Raw genomic sequence first — 20,160 nt, 5'->3', positions numbered from 1 at the left:
CGTGCGAATCGACGCCTCACCCTTCCCGCCCGCCTGGGCAGGGGGAAGGGCGAGGGGCCCATCAGGCGATGGCGGGCAACTTGTCCAGATGCTTCTCCAGCGTCAGCGGATAGTCGCGGATACGTACGCCGGTCGCATTGTAGACGGCATTGGCCACCGCCGCGCCGACACCGCACAGGCCGAGCTCGCCGACACCCTTGGCCTTCATCGGATTGGCCTTGTCATCGGCTTCCTCCAGGAAGATCACCTCCTGATGCGGAATGTCGGCATGGACCGGCACTTCATAGCCCGCCAGGTCATGGTTGACGAAGAAACCGAAGCGCTTGTCGACCGCCAGTTCCTCCATCAGGGCCGAGCCGACACCCATGGTCATTGCGCCGATCATCTGGCTGCGCGCCGCCTTCGGGTTCAGAATGCGCCCGGCCGCACAGACCGCCAGCATCCGGCGCAGCCGGGTGACGCCAGTGTAGACATCGACGCCCACCTCGACAAAATGCGCGCCGAAGGTGGAGAGCTGATAGGTCTTGTCGAGCGTGCCGAACTCGATCCTGTCCTCGGCGGTCAGCGGACCGGCGGATGCCGCGTCACGCAACTTTACCGAGCGATTGCCACCCGTCACCTGGCCATCGGCAAAGGTCAGATCAGCCGAGTTGAAGCCCAGCCGCTGCGCCACCGCCTCACGCAGTTTGACGCAGGCGGCATAGACGCCCGCCGTCGCATTGGCTGCGCCGAACTGACCGCCCGAGCCCGCTGATACGGGATAGTCGCTGTCGCCCAACCGGACGTCGACGGTATCCATCGGCAGGCCCATCATCTCGGCGGCGGTCTGGGCGATGATCGTGTAGCTGCCCGTGCCGATATCGGTCATGTCGGTTTCGACGAGGACGCGCCCGTCCTGGCCCAGCGTCACCCGCGCCGCCGACTTCATGTTCATATGGTTGCGGAAGGCCGATGCCACGCCCATGCCGACCAGCCAGCGCCCGTCGCGGACCTGGGCGGGCTTGGCGTTGCGCTGCGACCAGCCGAAGCGCTGTGCGCCTTCTTCCAAGCAGCGGACGAGCTGGCGCTGCGAGAAGCGGCGCTCGGGCTTTTCGGGATCGACCTGGGTGTCGTTCTTCACGCGGAAGGCGACCGGGTCCATCCCCAGCTTTTCCGCCATCTCGTCCATCGCGATTTCCAGGGCCATCATGCCCGGTGCCTCACCCGGTGCGCGCATCGCATTGCCCTCGGGCAGGTTGAGCACGGCCAGCCGCATCGAGGTCAGGCGGTTCGGCCCGGCATAGAGCAGCTTGGTCTGGTTGACCGCCGTCTCGGGACCGCCGCCGGGCAGGTCACCCGAGCCGCTTTCATGCGCGATCGCCTGGATTGCGCCGTCCTTGGTCGCGCCGATGCGGATACGCTGCGTCGTCGCGGGGCGATGGGTGGCGTTGTTCGCCATCAGCGGCCGCTGCATCGCAACCTTGACCGGCCGTCCCGCCGCCTTCGCCCCCAGCGCCGCCATGACGGCATCGGCACGCAGGAACAGTTTCCCGCCAAAGCCACCACCGACATAAGGCGAGATCAGCCGCACCTTTTCCTTGGGCAGCCCCAGCGTCTTGGCCAGGTCGCCATGGCCCCAGGCGATCATCTGGTTCGAGGTCCAGACGGTCAGCTTGTCGCCCTCCCACGATGCGATCGAGGCGAAGGGCTCCATCATCGCATGGCTGTGGTCGGGGGTGGTGTAGGTCGCGTCCAGTTTCACTGGGGCGGCGGTGAAGGCGCTCTCGAAACTGCCGGTCCGGTCTTCCTTGCCGGGCTTGCCCTCCTCGCCACCGGTCAGCGGAGCGGACTTCAGGCCCTCGGCCAGGTCATATTGGCCCTTGCCGCGCTCATAGTCGATGCGGACCAGCCCGGCGGCGGCGCGTGCCTGCTCGAAACTCTCCGCGACGACGATGGCGACCGCCTGGTGATAATGGTCGATGTCGGGGCCGCCGAGCAGCTTGACGGTGTTAAAATTGCCCTTGCCCAGCGGGCCCGCCTCATTGGCGGTGACGATCGCCAACACGCCCGGCGCGCCGCGCGCATCGTCCAGGTTCATCGACCGGATACGCCCCTTGGCGACGGCGGCGCCGATGATCCAGCCATAGGCGGCGTTCGGCGCCTCCTTGTGATGCTCATAGGCGTAAGCGGCCGTGCCGGTCGTCTTGCGCGGACCGTCGATCCGGTCCTGCGCACGGCCGACCACGGTCATGCGGTCGATGGGATTGGTGCCCGCAGGCTCGGTGAACTTCATGCGGTCCTCGCCTGGTTGATCGTCGCTGCCAGCGTTCGTTCGACAAGCGGCAGTTTATAGGCATTGTCCTCGGTGGGCCGGGCATCGGCGAGCAGCGTCGCCGTCACCGCCTTGGCCCCCTGCGGCATGGCGGCCTCGCCGGCTTCGACCCGCCAGGGCTTGGGAGCGATCCCGCCGACGGCGACCCGGCCCGAGCCGTCTTTCTGGATGACCGCCGCGACCGATACGAGCGCAAAGGCATAGGAGGCGCGGTCGCGCACCTTCTCATAGATATGCGTACCGCCGATCGGACGGGGCAGGGTGACGGCGGTGATGAGCTCGCCGGGCTGCAACGCCGTCTCGATATGCGGCGTGTTGCCGGGCAGGCGGTGGAAGTCGGCGATGGGGATGGCGCGGGTCTGGCCTTGCGGGTTCACCGTCTCGACCACCGCGTCGAGCACCCGCATCGCGACGTTCATGTCGCTGGGGTTGGTCGCGATGCAGTCGCTGCTCGATCCGATCACCGCGAGTTGGCGCGAATAACCGCCGATCGCGCTGCATCCCGAACCGGGCTTGCGCTTGTTGCAGGCCATGTTGGTGTCGTAGAAATAGGGGCAACGGGTCCGCTGGAGCAGATTGCCCGCCGTGGTCGCCTTGTTGCGCAGCTGGCCGCTCGCCCCCGCGACGATCGCGCGCGACAGGACGCCGTAATCGCGCCGCACCCGCTCATCGGCGGCGAGCGCGGTGTTGCTGACGAAGGCGCCAATGCGCAGGCCGCCATCCTGGGTCTTCTCGATCTTGTCGAGGCCCGTATCCTGAATGTCGATCAGAAGGGTCGGCGTCTCGACCTCGATCTTCATCAAGTCGAGCAGGTTGGTGCCGCCCGCCAGGAATTTCGCGCCGGGCTTGGTGGCGGCCCGGGCGGCCGAGACGGCATCCTTCGCGCGTTCGTAGGTAAAGGGCTTCATGCCTTGGCTCCCGCAACCTCGGCCATCGCGTCGGCGATGTTGGAATAGGCACCGCAGCGGCAGATATTGCCGCTCATCCGCTCGCGCATTTCCATGTTGCTGGCCTGGGGCTTGGCGGTCAGGTCGGCCTGGACATGGCTGGGCACACCGCGCTTGATCTCATCCAGGACCGCCACCGCGGAGCAGATCTGGCCCGGTGTGCAGTAACCGCACTGATAGCCGTCGTGGCGCACGAACGCCGCCTGCATGGGGTGCAGTTTCTCGGGCGTGCCGAGCCCTTCGATGGTGGTGATGCTGTCGCCTTCATGCTGGAGCGCCAAGGACAGGCAGCTGTTGATCCGCTGGCCGTTGACCATCACCGTGCACGCCCCGCACTGGCCATGGTCGCAACCCTTCTTAGTGCCGGTCAGGTGGAGATGTTCGCGCAGCGTGTCGAGCAGGGTGGTGCGCGGATCGAGCGAGAGTTTGCGGGTCTGGCCGTTCACCTTCAGCGTGACGGGCATGGCGGAGGGATCGGGTGGCATGACGCTCTTTCTGCTCTGGGCCCCGAGGGCCGCCGAGGCGGGGGAGGACGCGGCCATGGCGGTCGCGGCGCTGCCGACGATCACCCCACGGCGCGATACCGAAAATTCGCTGCGATCAGCCAATGGTCTGGCTCCCTTTCACCTTGTCCCGAGCATCCGCTACGGCGCGCGCCCTTGCAAGCGCGGTCGCTCGGTCAAAGGGAGACACCATGGCAGTGGTCTTCATGAAACGTGTGTAATGGATTTTGGTGGCGGCAAAATATATCCTGGGATAAATTTCGTCGCGAAACCGATTCCGCGCGACGTCGGAAGGGCGACCTGTTAGCGTTGCCCATCGCCGGTTTGGGTATCGCAAGCGCTGGTGACTGAGAGACATTGTGCTCCCGCTTGTTGCGCCGGAGCCCCCGTCTTGATCCTCGTCCCATCTTGCCGCCCCTCGGGGCGATGCGCATGACGCATATGTTAATCACCCCCGCCGAACAGGCCCGCGCTTATCGCGCATTGATGAACGGCATCCGCGTCGTCGAGGAGCGGATCGCGCCGCTCTGGGCGACGCCCGCACGGCTGCTGTCGGAGCGGCGGCGGACCGTACGGGCCCGGGTGACCGCCAATGGCTTCCGTGAGCTGGACGTGCTGCTGGCGCATTGGGTGGGCATCGTGGCGATGCGCCCTGTCCGTATGGTCGAGATCGATCATTGGCGAGAATCGGACGCGGGCGACGACCGGGCCAGCGGCGGCTTCACCTGTGCCGAAATCCTGCGCATCGCGGCCGAATATCGTTGCGCCGCGCCATCGCCTGCCGGGGCCACCGGTTGCGGTCTGGCAGCCTGATCCCCATATTGATCTGGCTTTAGTCGCACATCGACGGTTTTTGGCGCTTGGCACGCCCCTTCTTCCTTCTTTCCCTGCAGTCGAGGCCCCATGGGTCCGCTGATCCGGCAGACCCGCAATGGAAGGAAGATATCCATGAGCCAGAACGGAACCGTCAAGTTTTTCAATGCCGACAAGGGTTATGGTTTCATCACGCCCGATACTGGCGGCGCAGATGCCTTTGTGCACGTTACCGCGGTCGAGCGGGCGGGCATGATCACGCTGCAGCAGAACCAGCGTATCGGCTATGACCTGGAACAGGATCGGCGCGGCAAGATGGCGGCGGTCAACCTGCAGACCGTCGACTGATCCCCGGGCGGGGACAGGCCGGGTCATCCGGCGGCTCCCCGCCACCCTTTGCCATTCTTGCGCGAAAGGCATGACCATGCGTGACTCCGAACTCTTCCAGCAGCGGGCCGACGAGTGCCGCGACCAGGCCGCGACGACCGACCTTGCCAATGTGCGCGAGCGGTGCCTGCGGTCCGAGGCGGCCTGGGCGGCCATGGCGCAGCGATCGCTCCGCACCGAGGCGGCCCGCGACGCCCGTGCCACGACCGACGCGCTCCGTATGATGGAGACCGACCAGGCGGCCTGACGCCGCTTCGTCTCTCACAGCCCCGTTGCCGCGCAAGGCCTTCCCGTGCACAGGATATGCAAACGGAGGGGATGCGATGCGCAGGGCAATGATGACAGCGATGGTGACGCTGGGGCTGGCGACGCCGCTGGCCGCGCAATCGACCGAGGGACCGCGTATCGTCTCCCGGGCGGGGCGGCACGCGTTGCTGGTCGATGGGCAGCCGTTCCTGATGCTGGCTGCGCAGGTCAACAATTCCAGTAACTACGCCGCCGCCTTGCCGCAGGTCTGGCCGGTGCTGGACCGCATCCATGCCAATACGATCGAAATCCCCGTCGCCTGGCAACAGATCGAGCCGGTCGAGGGGCAGTTCGACCTCACCTTCCTCCAGACCCTGCTCGATCAGGCGCGCGCGCATGACAAGCGGGTGGTGATCCTGTGGTTCGCCACCTGGAAGAATACCTCGCCCGGCTATACGCCCGATTGGGTGAAGCTCGACAATCGCCGCTTTCCTCGGATGAAGACGAAGGGCGGCCAGGACCATTATGCGCTGACCCCGATGGCGCGGACCACGCTGGAGGCCGACAAGCGCGCCTTCGTCCGGCTGATGACCCATCTGAAGGAGCATGATCCGCAGAACACGGTCATCATGGTCCAGCCGGAAAACGAAGTGGGCAGCTATCGCAACCCGCGCGATTATTCTGCCGCCGCGCAGCGCCTGTTCGACCAGCCAGTGCCCGAGGCGCTGACCCGCAAACTGGGCAAGCCGCGCGGAAATTGGAGTACGGTGTTCGGGGCGCAGGCCGACCGCGCCTTCAACAGCTGGTACACCGCGCGCTACATCAACGAAATCGTCGAGGCGGGCAAAGCTGTGAAGCCCTTGCCCACGTACGTCAACGCCGCGCTGGCGGGGCCGTCCAACGTGCCCGATCCCGACGGCGTGGCGAGTGGGGGACCGCAGCAGGATGTGCTCGACATCTGGAAGGTCGCCGCGCCCTCGATCGATGCCGAGGCCCCCGACATCTATGACCGGGCCAGCCGCAATGTCGGCCTGTATCTCGACGCCTATGCCCGGCCCGACAACCCGCTGCTGGTGCCTGAGATCGGTAACGGCCGCGAGTTCGCGCGTTATTTTTACGAAGCGCTGGGGCGCGGCGCGATCGGCTTTGCGCCGTTCGGCATGGATGACACCGGCTTCTTCAACTATCCGCTGGGGGCCAAGGCGCTGGACGACAGCACGCTCGAGGCCTTTGCCGGGCCTTATGGCGCGGTGTCGGGCGTGATGCGCGACTGGGCCAAGGCGGCGTTCGAGCATCCGACCTGGGGGGCGGCCAAGCCCGATGACGGCGGCGACCGCGAGACGGTGCTGGGCGACTGGCGTATCCGCGCCGAGTTCGGCCAGTGGCAATTCGGCGAGAAGAGCTGGACCTGGCTCAAGTCCGAACCCGCGCCGTGGAAGGCCGAGCCGGTCGGCGGCATGGCGGTCGTCCAGCTGTCGCGCGACGAATTCCTGATGGTCGGCGACCATGTCCGCGCCCGCTTCGATCCTGCGACCCCCGATCCGAAGGCGATGATCGTCCGGGTCGAGCAGGGGCATTTCACCGATGGCCGCTGGGTGATGGACCGTATCTGGAACGGGGACCAGACCGATTACGGCATCAACATCGTCGACCGCCCGGTCGTCCTGAAAGTGGTGATGGGCCGTTATCGCTGAGGCGCGGGCAGGGTGAGGCGCATCGTCGTCCCCTGTTCGACATCGGCGAGTTCCAGCGTTCCGCCCGCTCCGGCGAGTAGCGCCCGCGCGATCGACAGGCCCAGTCCCGTGCCGCCGCTCGTCCGGCGGGAGGTGAAGAAGGGCTCGAAGATACGGTCCCGGTCGCCGGGCGGAATGCCGCCGCCATTGTCGATGACGTCGATGACGACGCGGTCCGCCGCTTCGACCCGGATGGTGATCGTGTCGGCCCCGGCTTGACCGGCATTTTCGATCAGGGTCGTCAGGATTGTCTTCAGCGTCTCCGGGGCGATGACGGCCAGCACCTTGGGGCGATCGGCCTCGACCGAGATTGCTACACCCTCCCGCCGGTGCGCATCGGCGAGTTTCAGCGCGATGCCGATGACATCGCTCTCGCCCTCCGTCGCTACCGTCATGTCCGCGCGTGCCAGGTCGAGCAGACGCGAGACCAATAAGGTTAGCCGCCCGGCATCGGCGTCCGCATTGGCCAGGAAGCGGCGACGCTCGGCATCCGACATGGTGGCGCCGTGATCCTGCAACAGCTCGATCGCACCGCGAATGCCGGTCAGCGGCGTCTTGAACTCATGGCTGACCGCATGGGCGAAGTTGCGCAGATAGAGCGAGCGCGCCTCGATCGCCTCGGCCATGGCGGCGAAGTCGCGGTAGAGGTCCTGGATCTCGGTCGCCGCCGTCGCCGGTATCGCGGGCACGGTGCCGCGCCCCGCTGCCACATCGCGCGCGGCGTCCTGTAACTCCTCGATCGGACGCGCGATACCGCGCGACAACAGGCCCGACAGCAGGATGAGCGTGCCCAGGATCGTGGCCACGCCGATGACGATCTTGCCCCAGTCCTGATAGAGCCCGACGAACAGCGACCGCGCCGATCGGGACAGCAGCAGGACGCCGACCACTCGCCCGTCGACCAGGATCGGCCGGGCGTAATGCACTCGCGTGGCGGCGGCGCGCGATAACCAGTCGAAGCGGAAGATCGCCCGGTAGCTCGCGTTTCGGCGGAGCACCGTGCGCGGCATACCGGCCAGCGCGGCGGCGACTTCGGGCAGCGCGGCATAGCTCCCTTGTGCCGCCGATCCGGTGACGATCCGCCCGTCCCGGTCGAGCAGGATGATCGAGGCGAGGGTAGCCTGGCGGGTAACGGCCAGCACAGGCGACAGGCGGGTGGCGGCGGCTCTTGCATCCGGGCTCGGCGCGCCAGCAGCTTGGGGCAGGGGCCGTTCGGGCAGGATCGGCGTCGCGCTCAGATCGACGGCGGTGGCGACCGCGCCGCCATAGGGGCCGCTCGTCTCGGCGGCGAAGCGGGTGACGGGGCGTCCCGGCGGCGCGGCGGGCCATAATGCGGCGGCGCTGGCGGCCAGTGCCGCCCCTTGCGCCTCCAGCTCCGCCTCGGTCTGGCGGACCAGCGTATTCTCATAGACCCGCAAGGCCACCGCCCCGACACCGGGCAGCGCCGCGACCAGAAAGAAGCTGGCGAACAGATAGGTGCGAAGTGACAGGCGCGGCCAGTGGCGCTTGGCCCAGGCCTTGACCCGCGCGATCACGCCGCCCCGCCGCTGCAGGTCCCCAGCCGATATCCGATCCCGGCGCGCGTCTCGATCAGGTCGGTGCCGCCGCGCTCGGCGAATTTGGCGCGCAGGTTGCGGATATGGCTGTCGATCGTCCGGTCGGTCACGGCAAAGCCGGGGCCGTGCAGCCGGTCGATAATCGCCTCGCGGCTGAAGACCTTGGCGGGCATGACGGCGAGCGTCCGCAGGATCGAGAATTCGGTGACGGTCAACGGCACCTCCGCCCCCGCCCAGCGCGCTTGCCATCCTTCGACGTCCAGGGCCAGGCGGCCATGGTGGATGACCGCGCCCGCCGTCTCCACTTGCGGCGGATGGGCATGGGTGCGGCGCAGGATCGCCATGACCCGCGCCACCACCTCGCGCGGCGAAAAGGGTTTGACGACGTAGTCGTCCGCGCCCAGTTCGATCCCCAGCACCCGGTCGATCTCGTCATCGCGAGAGGACAGGAACAGGATCGGCGTCTCACCGCCCGCCCGCAGCCGTCGACAGACCTCCAGCCCGTCCATGCGCGGCATGTTGATGTCGAGCACCACGAGGTCGGGCGCGTGCCGCGCCACCTCGGCCAGCGCCGCTTCGCCGTCCGCCGCCTCGATCGTGTCGAGCCCCGCCTTGCCGAGCGCGAAGACCAGCAGCTGGCGGATATTGGGATCGTCATCGGCGACCAGGATCGTGCGGGGCATGGGGCATAGGATCATGACTGGTGCGGCTTCGTCAACGCGGGGGCCGAGGCCTGCTCGCGATAGGGCTCGCCGCAAATATGGGGTTTGGCGGCAGGCTTGCGCTGCCCGACCAGGGTTTCGGCGGCGGACAGGCGGCGGGCGTTGCGCCAGCTCCAGCGATGCCAGTCGGCCCGGTCGCGGCGCATGTCGGCCATCACATCGCCGATGATGTTGCGGGCCCGATGGCGCAGGACCGGCCCGGAAGCGCGCCGCTCGACCTCGATCAGCGGCAGCAGCGCCGACGGGCCGAGGCTCTCCAAATAGCACAGGTCGATATCCGCCGCGCTTTTGGCATGGGCGACGTTCCAGCGGGCTGCGATCTCTCCCAGGTCGCTGGCGCAGCCGGCGGTCAGCATGGCCCCGGCCGCCAGCGCATTGGCATTGATCAGCCAGCGGACTGAACGCCCGCGCAGCATCCGCCAGACGATCAGGATCAGCCCCAGCGCGACCAGCCCCATCCAGGCGAGCGCGGCGATCCGCCATCCGCTGAGCCCGAAGACCGCGATATAATCGACCGTACGCAGGATGCTGGAGGCGACGAGTAGCAGGTTCTGCGCGACCCACAGGACGATCAGCCGCCGCACCAGCCGATCCCCGGATCGTCCGGCCAGCAGCACGAACCCGCCCGCCAGCAGCGCGGTCACGATCAGCGGATAGGCTCCGCGATGCGCATAGTCGGCCAGCGTCACCCCCTGCGGCAACGGCGCGCCGCTCCACAGAAAGGCGAGGTCGAGCGCGTTCTGGCCTGCGAAGATCAGGTTGAACGTCACCAATGACAGGACCAGCGTGGCGCGACCGATTGGGGGAAGGGTGCCTGTGCCGGGCCAGGCCATGAACCCTTGCCGCAACACGGTCCTGCGCGGGCGCAGGCTGGACCAGATCATCACGAGGAAGAATAACGAGAACAGCGTTCGATAGATGACGTCCGACAGGTCGGGAAAGCGGATCGCGGCGAAGGCCTGCTCGATCACCGGATTGGCCTGGGCGAACAGCGTCAGAAACAGCGCGCTGCCCAGCACCGGCAGGACCAGCATCGTCGCCACCGCGACCATGCGCCGTCCCGGTCGGCGGCGACGGGCCTGGGCGAGCCGCCCCGCGTCGCGCAGTGGTGCCACCATGCTGCCAAAGCCATGGACGACCAGCCGCCCCGCCCAGTGCAGGGCATCGTCGAACCGGCGCAGCGGCAACAGCGTCGCCATGCCGATCGACGCACCGAACAACAGCCATTTGAGCGGCCCCGGATCATCGACCATCATCACGCCGAACAGCGTCGCCACCGCCACCGCGACGCATGCGGGGCGGCTGGCGCGGACATCGGCGCGCGTCAGGAGGAGCACGGCGGTCCAGGCGAGGGCGAAGCCGCCCAGCGTCCAGCCAGCCTCCTGCCCATAGAAAATAAACTGCGCCAGCGCGACCAGCACGAAGGCGCCGAGCAGCTTGGTGTGGAAGCTATGGTATATGGATGTGGTGATGGTCATGCCGAACTCCCTGATGGGGCGGCTATGGGTCGCCGGGGTCCAGATCGACCGGCGCGCGTGCTGATGATCCGGCGCGCTTTCGGTGCAGAAACGGTGCAGACCGGGGCGGGTGGCTTTTCGCCTTGCATCGCAGGATCAGGGGCTTAGCCTTGGCAATCACGTCATAATTGCCGGGATCGTCCATGCAGCGTCGCCAGTTTCTTGCCTCCGCCAGCCTTGCCGCCGTCACCACCGCTTGGCCGGGTCTGGCCCGCGCGGCGACCGGTTCGCGCGATGCGGAGCTGCGGGCGATGCTCGACCGCTTCTTCTATGCGCGGTTGGAGGACAGTCCCGAACAGGCTACCTCGCTGGGGCTGGATACGGGGCCACGCGCGCATCTGAAGAGCAAGCTCGGCGATGTGTCGCGCGCCGGGGAAGCCCGCCAATACGCGCGGGCGCGGCAGGAGCTGGCAGCGCTGCGGACCATCCCGCGCGCCTCGCTGGGGGAGGCGGCGCGGCTCGATTACGATATCGTCGGCTATGGGCTGGACCAGGTGATCGCGGGCGAGCGGTTCGCCTATGGGACCAGCGCAGGGCAATATGCGCCTTATGTGCTCAGCCAGTTGTCGGGGGCGTATCGCGATGTCCCCGATTTCCTGTCGAGCCAGCACCAGGTGACGAACGCGGCCGACGCCGACGCCTATGTCGCGCGGGTCGAGGCGTTCGCGGGCGCGATCGATGCGGACACTGAGCGCCAGCGGCAGGATGCCGCCAAGGGCGTGTTCGCCCCCGACTATATCCTCGATACCGCGCTGAAGCAGCTGGCGGCGGTCCGCGACAAGGCACCCGAGGCGACCGGGCCCGCCACCGATCTGGCCGCCAAGCTGAAGGCCGCGAACCTGCCGCCCGAACGGGCGCAGGCCGTTGCCCGGTTGATGGCGGACAAGGTTTTTCCCGCGCTTGACCGGCAACGTGCGCTCGTCACCGAATTGCGCGGCCGGGCGGTGCATGACGCGGGCGTGTGGCGGCTCCCCGATGGCGAGGCCTATTACACCGCCGCCGCGGCCGCCGCGACGACCACCAGGATGTCGGGCGACGACATCCATCGGCTGGGCGTGGCGCAGGTGGCGGAGATCGGCGCACGGATCGATGCCATCCTGAAGGCGCAGGGCATGGGGCAGGGCAGTGTTGGAGAGCGGCTGGTCGGGCTCAACAAGCGCCCGGACCAGCTCTATCCCAACACCGATGCCGGTCGCGAGGCGCTGCTCGAACAATTGCGCGCGCAGGTCGCGGCGATGACCCGCCGCCTGCCCGAACAGTTCGCGGTGCTGCCCAAGGCCCCGGTCGAAATCCGCCGCGTGCCCGAGGCGATCCAGGCGGGTGCGCCGGGCGGTTATTACCAGTCCGCCTCGCTCGACGGCTCGCGGCCCGCCATCTACTTCATCAATCTGCGCGATACGTTCGACCGACCCAAATTCGGGCTGGCGACGCTGACCTATCACGAGGCGGTGCCGGGCCATCACCTGCAGGTCATGTCGGCGTTGGAAAGCAACGACATTCCGCTGATCCGCCGGGGTGTCTACTATTCGGGCCATTCGGAAGGGTGGGCGCTCTATTCCGAGCAGCTGGCCGACGAGATGGGCCTGTATGAGGGCAATCCGCTCGGCCAGGTCGGCTATCTGCAATCGCTGCTCTTCCGCGCGACGCGGCTGGTAGTCGATTCCGGGATGCACGCCAAGCGCTGGAGCCGCGAAAAGGCGACCGACTATTTCATCGCCACCACCGGCATCGCGCGCGGTCGCAGCCAAGGAGAGATCGACCGCTATACCGTCTGGCCGGGACAGGCGTGCAGCTACAAGATCGGCCACACCGTTTGGACCCGGCTGCGTGACGAAGCGAAGGCCAAGGCGGGCGCGAAATGGGACCCCAAGGCATTCCACCGCGTCCTGACGCTGGGCGCGATGCCGCTCGACGTGCTGGAGAGGGTGGTGCGCGAGCGGATGGCATAAGCCGTTCATTCCACCTCTTGCAGGGGAGGAGTGGAAGGGGGCTTGGGCTTGGCCAATGGCGGTCCGGGCGGATAGGGTCGGCGGTGGAGGAAGAAGTCTATGAAGCTTTCACGTCGTCTGTCCGCTCTATCGCTACTCGGTCTGGCGGCTGCGCTATCGCCAAACGGGGCCAGTGCCGCCGACAAGGACACCCTGCCGCGGAAAGTCGGCGACTGGACGCTGGCGATCAGCGAGGATGGCGACGGATGTTTCCTGACGCGCATCTATGACCGGCCGGGCGACACGACGCTGCTGCTCGGGCTGGACCGCGACGGGTCGAACCATCTAACCGTGCTGAACGCCAATTGGTCGATCAAGCCGAAGGAGCGGCTGGCCTTGGACTTCCGGCTGACGAGCGGCGGCTATCCCAAGCATTTCGCCATCGGGCTGGGCGCAGACGGCAAGCAGGGCTTCGTCACCAGCTTCGAGCGTGCCTTCCCGACCTATCTCGCCAAGTCTCAGCGGCTGGACATCGCACGGGGCGACGTGCCGGTCGAACGCCTGTCGCTCGACGGAAGCGGAGCCGCGATCGCCGCGCTGCGCAACTGTGTGGCAGCCCGGAAGGTCGTTCCCGCCAAGGCGTCGCGCGACCAGGGTGGTGCCGACGGCATTCCGCGCGACCCCTTTGCGAAACGCGTGTCACGAAAGCGTTAGATTCTGAACGCTGACTTAACAAAATCGTGAAATTTCCAAGTGTTCGTAAGTATTCGGTGATCAACGCTTGGTCGAAAAACCGGCACGGTCGAACACAATCGGGATTGTCGAACTTTTCGCACTCGGCTTCGTTGTTGCGGTTGGTTAACGACTGAAAGAAGTGTTTATGTCTGCTTTTGCATCGAAATCCCTGCTTGCCGTGGTGACCTTGGCCGGTGCCGTCAGTCTTGGTGGTTGCGCCACGAAGTCCTTCGTGCGCGAGCAGATCGCTCCCGTCAGCCAGCGCGTTGATTCGCTCGAACAGCGGCTCCAGCAGACCGATGGCACCGCCAAGCAGGCGCTGGCCGAGGCGCAGGCGGCATCGGGCCAGTCCCAGGCCAATGGCCAGCGGCTGGATCAGCTGACCGGTCGCGTCGATGGCGTCGAACAGCGCCTGACCGTGCAGGAACAGAAGCCCGCGCGTCGCCCGCGCCATTGATCGCAGCATTGATCCTGTCGGTCCTGCGATAGACTGATAAAATGCCGTGCCGGTCTTTCCCCTTTATCGGGGAAGGACCGGCCTTTTGCTTGAGTATAACGCTCCGATGAAATTTCTGATGGCGCCGCTGGCCGGTCTTGCCCTGCTTTTCCCCTCCGTCGCCGATGCACGTCGGGCCGAACCGCCCAAGGCCTCCGCGCGCAAGTCGAAGCCCAAAGCCCAGGCGGAGCCGGCTCCTGTGCTGACCCCCTCGGCGTCCGCGCAGCGTGTCATCGACTGGGTGGCGTCCTCGCAGGACAATCGCGGCCTGCCCTGGGCGGTGGTCGACAAGGTCAATGCGACGCTGTTCCTGTTCGCATCCGACGGCAAACAGATGGCGGCGGTGCCGGTCCTGATCGGCATTATGCCGGGCGACGATGCCAGCCCTGGTGTCGGCACCAAGACGTTGGCCTCGCTCGGTCCGGCGGAGAAGACGACCCCCGCCGGGCGCTATCTCGCCAAGTTCGGCCTGCCGGTGGCGGGGGAGCGGGTGCTGTGGGTCGATTATGCGACCTCGGTCGCGTTGCACCCGATCCCCAAGGACGCAGGCGCGCGCGAGAAGCGTCGCGAGCGAATGCTGTCGCCGACGCCCGACGACAATCGTATCACCTTTGGCTGCATCAACGTGCCCCAGGCTTTTTATACGCGGCAATTGCGGCCGACATTCCGCAAGAAGGGCGGCTATGTCTATATCCTGCCCGATACCAAGCCGATCGACGATGTCTTCCCGCGCCTGAGGACGGTGTCCGCCGGTTAAAGGGGGCGTCGGTTAAAGGGGTTTCCCCATGCGGATCAGCGGCACGCGAACGCCTTCGACCGGTGCGGAGTGCACCGATTCGATCGCGGCATAGCCGCACGCGCGGTAAAGCGGCTCGCCCGCCAGCGTCGCCATCATCTCGGCCGAACGGAATCCGGCCTCGCGCGCCGCCGCCTCGCACCGCACCAGGATCGCGCGGCCCAGCCCCTGCCGGGCGAAATCGGGATCGACATACATGGCCCGGATGCGGGCCGGGTCCGTCGCCGGATCGAGCATCGCCGCGTCGCGCAGGTCATGGCTGTGATCGCCACCATAGAGCGTCGCCCGCGCGCTCCAGCCGCCACAGCCCGCCAGCCTGCCATCCCGTTCGGCCAGCAGATAGGTGCCGTCCGCAATGAGTTGCGTGTCCAGGCCCATGACCGCGCGGCTGGCGGTGATCTCTTCGGGGGACAGGAAACCCTGCTGCAGTACCGCGATGGCGCGCTCCATCAGCGTGGCGATGGCGGGAATGTCGGCGGTTTCGGCCCAGCGATAGGTGAACATGCGGTCTTTTCGGGACAAAATTCCGCATGCGTCAATGACGGTACGGTGAATAGTGGCAATCGACACCATCGATTTGCTGGGATAAGCCGGTGGGATGGCAGACATTCCTCAGACCCCGCTGCTCGACACGGTTCAGACTCCCGACGATCTGCGTCGACTGGCGCCCGAACAGCTGCGGCAGCTCGCCGACGAATTGCGGACCGAGACGATCTCGGCCGTCGGCACCACCGGCGGGCATCTCGGCTCCGGCCTGGGCGTGGTCGAACTGACGGTCGCGCTCCACTATGTCTTCAACACGCCCGATGACCGGTTGATCTGGGACGTCGGCCACCAATGCTATCCGCACAAGATCCTGACCGGGCGGCGCGACCGGATTCGCACGATCCGCCAGGGCGGCGGCCTGTCGGGCTTCACCAAGCGGACCGAGAGCGAATACGACCCCTTCGGCGCGGCACACAGCTCGACCTCGATCTCGGCGGCGCTCGGCTTTGCGATCGCCAACAAGCTGGCGGGGACGCCGGGCAAGGGCATCGCGGTGATCGGCGACGGCGCGATGTCGGCGGGCATGGCCTATGAGGCGATGAACAATGCCGAGCAGGCGGGCAACAAGCTGGTCGTGATCCTGAACGACAACGACATGTCGATCGCCCCACCGGTGGGCGGCCTGTCGGCCTATCTGTCGCGCATGGTGTCGAGCCGCGAGTTCCTGGGCGTGCGCGACGTGCTCAAGAAGCTCGCCAAGCGCTTCCCGCGTCCGCTGCAAAAGGCGGCGCAGAAGACCGACGAGTTCGCGCGCGGCATGACGATGGGCGGCACGCTGTTCGAGGAGCTGGGCTTTTATTATGTCGGCCCGATCGACGGCCACAATCTCGATCACCTGATCCCGGTGCTGGAGAATGTCCGCGACGCCGAGGAAGGCCCGATCCTGATCCACGTCGTCACCAAGAAGGGCAAGGGCTATGCCCCGGCCGAGGCGGCGGCGGACAAATATCACGGCGTCCAGAAGTTCGACGTCATCACCGGCGCCCAGGCCAAGGCACCTCCGGGGCCGCCCGCCTACCAGAACGTGTTCGGCGAAACGCTGGCGAAGGAAGCCGACAGCGATCCTCGCATTTGCGCCATCACCGCCGCGATGCCCTCGGGCACCGGTCTGGATCGGTTCGCGAATGCGCATCCCGAGCGGTTCTTCGACGTCGGCATCGCCGAGCAGCATGCCGTAACCTTCGCGGCGGGCTTGGCGGCGCAGGGGATGCGGCCCTTCTGCGCCATCTACTCCACCTTCCTTCAGCGCGCCTATGACCAGGTGGTCCATGACGTCGCGATCCAGAACCTGCCGGTCCGCTTCGCGATCGACCGTGCCGGTCTGGTTGGGGCGGACGGGGCGACCCATGCGGGCTCGTTTGACGTCACCTATCTGGCGAGCCTGCCCAACATGGTCGTGATGGCGGCCGCCGACGAGGCGGAGCTGGTCCATATGGTCCATACCTGCGTCAACCACGACAGCGGCCCGATCGCAGTGCGTTATCCGCGCGGCAACGGTGTCGGCGTGGCGCTGCCTGACGTTCCGCAATTACTGGAGATCGGCAAGGGCCGCGTGGTGCGCGAGGGCAAGAAGGTCGCGATCCTCTCGCTCGGCACTCGCCTGGCCGAGGCGCTGCGCGCCGCCGACACGCTGGAGGCCAAGGGGCTGTCGACCTCGGTCGCCGACCTGCGCTTCGCCAAGCCGCTGGACGAGGCGCTGATCCGCCGGATGCTGACCACCCATGAGGTGGCGGTGACGATCGAGGAGAATGCGATCGGCGGCTTCGGCGCGCATGTGCTGACCATGGCGTCGGACGAAGGGCTGATCGACGGCGGGCTGAAGCTGCGCACGATGCGCCTGCCCGATATCTTCCAGGATCAGGACAAGCCCGAAGTGCAGTACGCCCAAGCCGGGCTGGATGCCGACGCGATCGTCGAAACGGTGCTGAAGGCGCTGCGCCACAACAGCGCCAACATCAACGAGGGTGCGCGCGCGTGATCCGGGGCTGGACCGCCGTCATCGTCTTCACGACGCTGGCGGTGGTCATGATGATCGGCGTGAATGTGCGGATGTGGCGGCGAATGAAGCAGGCCACGGCGGCGGCCAAGGCCGAGGCGGAGCGGGAGACGATCGAGTCCGATCAAAGCGCCCGTTCCGCCTGAGTTAGAATTTAGGCCACGCCCCGACCCAAAACAGAATCTGTTCCCCGGCGAAGGCCGGGGCCCAGTCGCTGAGCGATCACGAAGGCGCGGTGAATGGGCGTGGGAGGCCTTGCCACCGATAGCCTTGGCCTCCCACGCGTCGTTTCTACTACCTCTTATCTTCACCGAAACTGGGCCCCGGCCTTCGCCGGGGAACGCTGATTGATAAGGGTTCCCCTTGGCCTTCGACCTAGCTCAGGCTGGACGGGGCGAACAACTCACCGCCCCAGATAATGCGCCTGCGCCGCGTCCGTCGCATTTACCGCCAGCACCGCCCGCGCTTCGCTGGGCGACAACGGCCCACACGGCGTCGGTCGGTCCATGCCGCTGGCCGCGATCACCCGGCCGAGCAGTTCCTGCCCTTCCTGCCACCAGCCGAGACCGCTGGCGGCATTGATATGCCCTTGCGGCCCCGCATCGACGAAGTGGCTGCCCCAGTCGACCGCCAGGCTGTGCGCGCGTTCGATCGAGATCCAGGGATCGTCCTGGCTCGCGACCAGGATCGAGGGGAAGGGGAGCGGCGTGCGCGGGCTGGGGGCGAAGCCCTTCAGCGCTTCTGGGGCATCCGCGCGGTCGACATCGGCGGGCGCGACCAGCAGGGCGCCTGCGACCGGCCAGCCATAGGGCTGGGGCGACAGTTCCGCCCACCAAGCGACGGCCAGACAGCCCAGCGAATGCGCGGCGAGGATCACCGGTGCCTGCGCCTGCCGGATCGCCTGGTCCAGCCGCGTGACCCAGGCGTTGCGATGCGGCGTCGACCACATGCCGAGTTCGACCCGGATGGTATCGGGGCGCGCCTCTTCCCACAAACTCTGCCAGTGCGAGCGGCCTGAGCCTCCCAGGCCAGGTACGGTGAGGACCGTCGGTTTGCGGGCCTCATAGGATGCGAACGAACCCATATGGCATCTCCTCGATTCCGGGCCGGGTCGACTCCCGATCCTTGGTATGGAATGTATTCCTACTAAAAAGATAGGCAATAGCGTTCGCGCCCAATGGATGACGACTTGCGACGGACCGAGCCGGGGGGTAGGGGCGAGGCATGGCCAAGCTGCGTGTCGACCAGATGCTCGTGGACCGCGGACTCGTGGAATCCCGTTCGCGCGCGCAGGCGCTGGTGATGGCGGGCCTGGTCTTTTCGGGTGAGACGAAGATTGCCAAGCCCGGCCAGCAATTGGCCGAGGACGCGAACCTCGACGTGCGCGGGCGCGATCATCCCTGGGTGTCGCGCGGCGGCATCAAGCTGGCGCATGGGCTGGAGCATTTCGGCTGGGACGTGACCGGTTGCGTTGCAATCGATGTCGGCAGTTCGACCGGCGGCTTTACCGATGTGCTGCTGCAAAAGGGTGCCGCGCGGGTCTATGCGGTCGATAGCGGCACCAACCAGCTCGCCTGGTCCCTGCGTCAGGACCCGCGCGTTATCGTCCATGAACAGACTAGCGCCCGCATCCTGACCGAGGCGCATATCCCCGAGCCGATCGACATCATCGTGTGCGACGCCAGCTTCATCGGCCTGGCCAAGGTGCTGGAGCGCCCGCTGAGCTTCGCCAAGCCCGGCGCGCGGCTGCTGGCCTTGATCAAGCCGCAGTTCGAGGCGGGGCGCGAAGAGGTCGGCAAGGGCGGCGTCGTGCGCGATCCGAACGTGCACCAGCGGGTCTGCGATCAGGTCGTCGCGTGGCTGACGACCGGCGGCTGGTCGGTGGCGGGCGTCACGCAGAGCCCGATCACCGGGCCGGAAGGCAATATCGAGTTTTTGGTGGCCGCATCCCGAAATTGAACGGGGCGGCTGTAATAACGTTCACCTTATCCGTTTACGGCCCCGGGTCGCTGGGGCAGATCGACGGGCATCATGGCGAAAGAGGGACGAGTGGGTACGATCGCATCGAAGGATCAGTTGCGGATGTCTTTCCTGCGCTGGGCGATCGTCATCGTGCCGCTGATCCTGCTGCTCGGCTTCGCGTCGGGCCGTGTCGTGCCTTCGGGTAGCGAGAATGGCTGGTACATGGCGCTGGTCAAGCCCGAGCTGAACCCGCCGGGCTGGATCTTTCCGGTGGTGTGGACGACGCTCTACATCATGATCGGCTTGGCGCTGTCGATGATCCTCCATGCGCGCGGCGCCAGGGGGCGGGGTGTCGCCATCGCCCTGTTTGTGGTCCAGTTCCTGCTCAACCTGTCCTGGACGCCGTTGTTCTTCGGCGCGCACAAGGTGAGCGTGGCGCTGTTCGTGATCGTCGGCATCCTGCTGCTGTCCATCGTCACCACCATTGCGTTCTCGCGCATTCGCAAGGGCGCGGCATGGCTGATGGTGCCCTATCTGGTGTGGCTGTCCTTTGCCGGTGTGCTCAACTGGCGGATCGATCAGCTGAATCCGGGTGCGGAAAAGCTTGTGCCGGGGGCCCAGACCTCCCAAATGCTGTGAAACGATTTTTGGGAATTTGATATGCAGGCCGACAACAAGCTGTTCGACGATTTCGCCAAGGTGATGAACGGCCTGGCCGGCACCGTGGCGGGCATGGGCCGCGAGGCCGAAGCTAGCGCGCGGTCGCGTGCGCGGGAATGGATCGGCGGTCTCGATTTCGTCAGCCGCGAAGAGTTCGAGGTCGCCAAGGCGATGGCGGTGGCCGCTCGCGACGAGGCCGATGCGCTGAAGGCGCGCCTGGACGCGCTGGAGGCGCGGCTGGGCGCGACGACGACCGGGACCGAATCCTGACCGGCATCGCCAACTGGGAAAGGCTGCTTGCTCCAC

Annotated in this window: 21 protein-coding genes; 13 read left to right on the top strand and 8 right to left on the bottom strand. The window is 66.7% G+C overall.

What is annotated here, in order from left to right; genetic code table 11:
- Positions 1-61: 61 nt before the first annotated feature.
- From paoC to paoA, 3 genes are read right to left on the bottom strand one after another with little or no spacing between them, the layout of a single operon-like run.
- A complete protein-coding gene (gene paoC / locus SSA01S_RS01520; protein ID WP_061778875.1) occupies positions 62-2,272 on the bottom strand; it encodes an aldehyde oxidoreductase molybdenum-binding subunit PaoC in 2,211 nt (736 codons plus the stop codon).
- Complete coding sequence (locus SSA01S_RS01515; RefSeq protein ID WP_061778874.1) at positions 2,269-3,219, bottom strand: FAD binding domain-containing protein; 951 nt, start codon at positions 3,217-3,219, stop codon at positions 2,269-2,271. Before SSA01S_RS01515 ends, paoC begins: the two co-directional genes overlap by 4 nt.
- Positions 3,216-3,866, bottom strand: a complete 651-nt coding sequence (paoA, locus tag SSA01S_RS01510) for an aldehyde dehydrogenase iron-sulfur subunit PaoA (RefSeq protein ID WP_061778873.1) — start codon at positions 3,864-3,866, stop codon at positions 3,216-3,218. Before paoA ends, SSA01S_RS01515 begins: the two co-directional genes overlap by 4 nt.
- Before the next feature lie 327 nt (positions 3,867-4,193).
- Between paoA and SSA01S_RS01505 the strand changes: the two genes are divergently transcribed.
- The 4 genes from SSA01S_RS01505 (at position 4,194) to SSA01S_RS01490 (ending at position 6,901) form a co-directional block, all read left to right on the top strand.
- Positions 4,194-4,574: a hypothetical protein gene (locus tag SSA01S_RS01505; RefSeq protein ID WP_156477611.1), complete on the top strand. Its 381-nt coding sequence runs from the start codon at positions 4,194-4,196 to the stop codon at positions 4,572-4,574.
- A gap of 135 nt (positions 4,575-4,709) precedes the next feature.
- Positions 4,710-4,922, top strand: a complete 213-nt coding sequence (locus SSA01S_RS01500) for a cold-shock protein (protein ID WP_058717052.1) — start codon at positions 4,710-4,712, stop codon at positions 4,920-4,922.
- A gap of 76 nt (positions 4,923-4,998) precedes the next feature.
- Positions 4,999-5,208, top strand: a complete 210-nt coding sequence (locus tag SSA01S_RS01495) for a hypothetical protein (RefSeq protein WP_061778919.1) — start codon at positions 4,999-5,001, stop codon at positions 5,206-5,208.
- 76 nt (positions 5,209-5,284) lie between these two features.
- Entirely contained in the window at positions 5,285-6,901 is a 1,617-nt protein-coding gene (locus tag SSA01S_RS01490) for a DUF5597 domain-containing protein (protein ID WP_061778871.1), read from the top strand.
- Here the strand turns inward: SSA01S_RS01490 and SSA01S_RS01485 are convergent.
- From SSA01S_RS01485 to SSA01S_RS01475, 3 genes are read right to left on the bottom strand one after another with little or no spacing between them, the layout of a single operon-like run.
- Positions 6,892-8,475 carry a sensor histidine kinase gene (locus tag SSA01S_RS01485; protein ID WP_061778870.1) on the bottom strand — a complete coding sequence of 528 codons (1,584 nt, stop codon included), beginning with the start codon at positions 8,473-8,475 and terminating at the stop codon, positions 6,892-6,894. The genes SSA01S_RS01490 and SSA01S_RS01485 overlap by 10 nt on opposite strands.
- Entirely contained in the window at positions 8,472-9,179 is a 708-nt protein-coding gene (locus SSA01S_RS01480) for a response regulator transcription factor (RefSeq protein WP_061778869.1), read from the bottom strand. Before SSA01S_RS01480 ends, SSA01S_RS01485 begins: the two co-directional genes overlap by 4 nt.
- Before the next feature lie 11 nt (positions 9,180-9,190).
- On the bottom strand, positions 9,191-10,696 hold the full coding sequence (locus tag SSA01S_RS01475) for a DUF4153 domain-containing protein (protein ID WP_061778868.1): 1,506 nt from the start codon (positions 10,694-10,696) through the stop codon (positions 9,191-9,193).
- 182 nt (positions 10,697-10,878) lie between these two features.
- Here SSA01S_RS01475 and SSA01S_RS01470 point away from each other — a divergent pair, with 182 nt between their 5' ends.
- From SSA01S_RS01470 to SSA01S_RS01455, 4 genes are all read left to right on the top strand, one after another.
- The gene (locus SSA01S_RS01470) at positions 10,879-12,684 is read left to right on the top strand and encodes a DUF885 domain-containing protein (RefSeq protein WP_061778867.1); all 1,806 of its coding nucleotides are present in this window, start codon (positions 10,879-10,881) and stop codon (positions 12,682-12,684) included.
- Between the two features lie 99 nt (positions 12,685-12,783).
- Positions 12,784-13,377 (top strand): hypothetical protein, encoded by a 594-nt coding sequence (locus SSA01S_RS01465; RefSeq protein WP_061778866.1) that lies wholly within the window; start codon positions 12,784-12,786, stop codon positions 13,375-13,377.
- A gap of 166 nt (positions 13,378-13,543) precedes the next feature.
- The gene (locus tag SSA01S_RS01460; protein ID WP_061778865.1) at positions 13,544-13,855 is read left to right on the top strand and encodes a hypothetical protein; all 312 of its coding nucleotides are present in this window, start codon (positions 13,544-13,546) and stop codon (positions 13,853-13,855) included.
- Positions 13,856-13,961: 106 nt separating this feature from the next.
- On the top strand, positions 13,962-14,651 hold the full coding sequence (locus tag SSA01S_RS01455; protein WP_061778864.1) for a hypothetical protein: 690 nt from the start codon (positions 13,962-13,964) through the stop codon (positions 14,649-14,651).
- Positions 14,652-14,663: 12 nt separating this feature from the next.
- Here SSA01S_RS01455 and SSA01S_RS01450 read toward each other — a convergent pair whose 3' ends face one another.
- Positions 14,664-15,194: a GNAT family N-acetyltransferase gene (locus tag SSA01S_RS01450; RefSeq protein ID WP_061778863.1), complete on the bottom strand. Its 531-nt coding sequence runs from the start codon at positions 15,192-15,194 to the stop codon at positions 14,664-14,666.
- Between the two features lie 94 nt (positions 15,195-15,288).
- On the opposite strand from SSA01S_RS01450, the gene dxs reads away from it, so the two are divergent.
- Positions 15,289-17,214 carry a 1-deoxy-D-xylulose-5-phosphate synthase gene (dxs, locus tag SSA01S_RS01445; protein ID WP_061778862.1) on the top strand — a complete coding sequence of 642 codons (1,926 nt, stop codon included), beginning with the start codon at positions 15,289-15,291 and terminating at the stop codon, positions 17,212-17,214.
- Positions 17,211-17,378, top strand: a complete 168-nt coding sequence (locus SSA01S_RS19400) for a hypothetical protein (protein WP_156477610.1) — start codon at positions 17,211-17,213, stop codon at positions 17,376-17,378. The genes dxs and SSA01S_RS19400 overlap by 4 nt, the downstream gene beginning before the upstream one ends.
- A gap of 257 nt (positions 17,379-17,635) precedes the next feature.
- Here the strand turns inward: SSA01S_RS19400 and SSA01S_RS01440 are convergent, their stop codons facing one another.
- The gene (locus SSA01S_RS01440) at positions 17,636-18,316 is read right to left on the bottom strand and encodes an RBBP9/YdeN family alpha/beta hydrolase (RefSeq protein ID WP_061778861.1); all 681 of its coding nucleotides are present in this window, start codon (positions 18,314-18,316) and stop codon (positions 17,636-17,638) included.
- Positions 18,317-18,456: 140 nt separating this feature from the next.
- On the opposite strand from SSA01S_RS01440, the gene SSA01S_RS01435 reads away from it, so the two are divergent.
- The 3 genes from SSA01S_RS01435 to SSA01S_RS01425 all read left to right on the top strand — a co-directional run bounded on the left by SSA01S_RS01435 (position 18,457) and on the right by SSA01S_RS01425 (position 20,124).
- On the top strand, positions 18,457-19,191 hold the full coding sequence (locus tag SSA01S_RS01435) for a TlyA family RNA methyltransferase (RefSeq protein WP_061778860.1): 735 nt from the start codon (positions 18,457-18,459) through the stop codon (positions 19,189-19,191).
- A 123-nt stretch (positions 19,192-19,314) separates the two neighbouring features.
- The gene (locus tag SSA01S_RS01430; RefSeq protein WP_061778918.1) at positions 19,315-19,833 is read left to right on the top strand and encodes a TspO/MBR family protein; all 519 of its coding nucleotides are present in this window, start codon (positions 19,315-19,317) and stop codon (positions 19,831-19,833) included.
- A 21-nt stretch (positions 19,834-19,854) separates the two neighbouring features.
- A complete protein-coding gene (locus SSA01S_RS01425) occupies positions 19,855-20,124 on the top strand; it encodes an accessory factor UbiK family protein (RefSeq protein WP_058732624.1) in 270 nt (89 codons plus the stop codon).
- Positions 20,125-20,160 lie beyond the last annotated feature (36 nt).

Source organism: Sphingomonas sanguinis NBRC 13937 (assembly GCF_001591005.1).
In the GTDB taxonomy this organism is placed as follows: Bacteria; Pseudomonadota; Alphaproteobacteria; order Sphingomonadales; family Sphingomonadaceae; genus Sphingomonas; species Sphingomonas sanguinis.
This window is presented reverse-complemented; position numbering and strand designations above follow the sequence as displayed.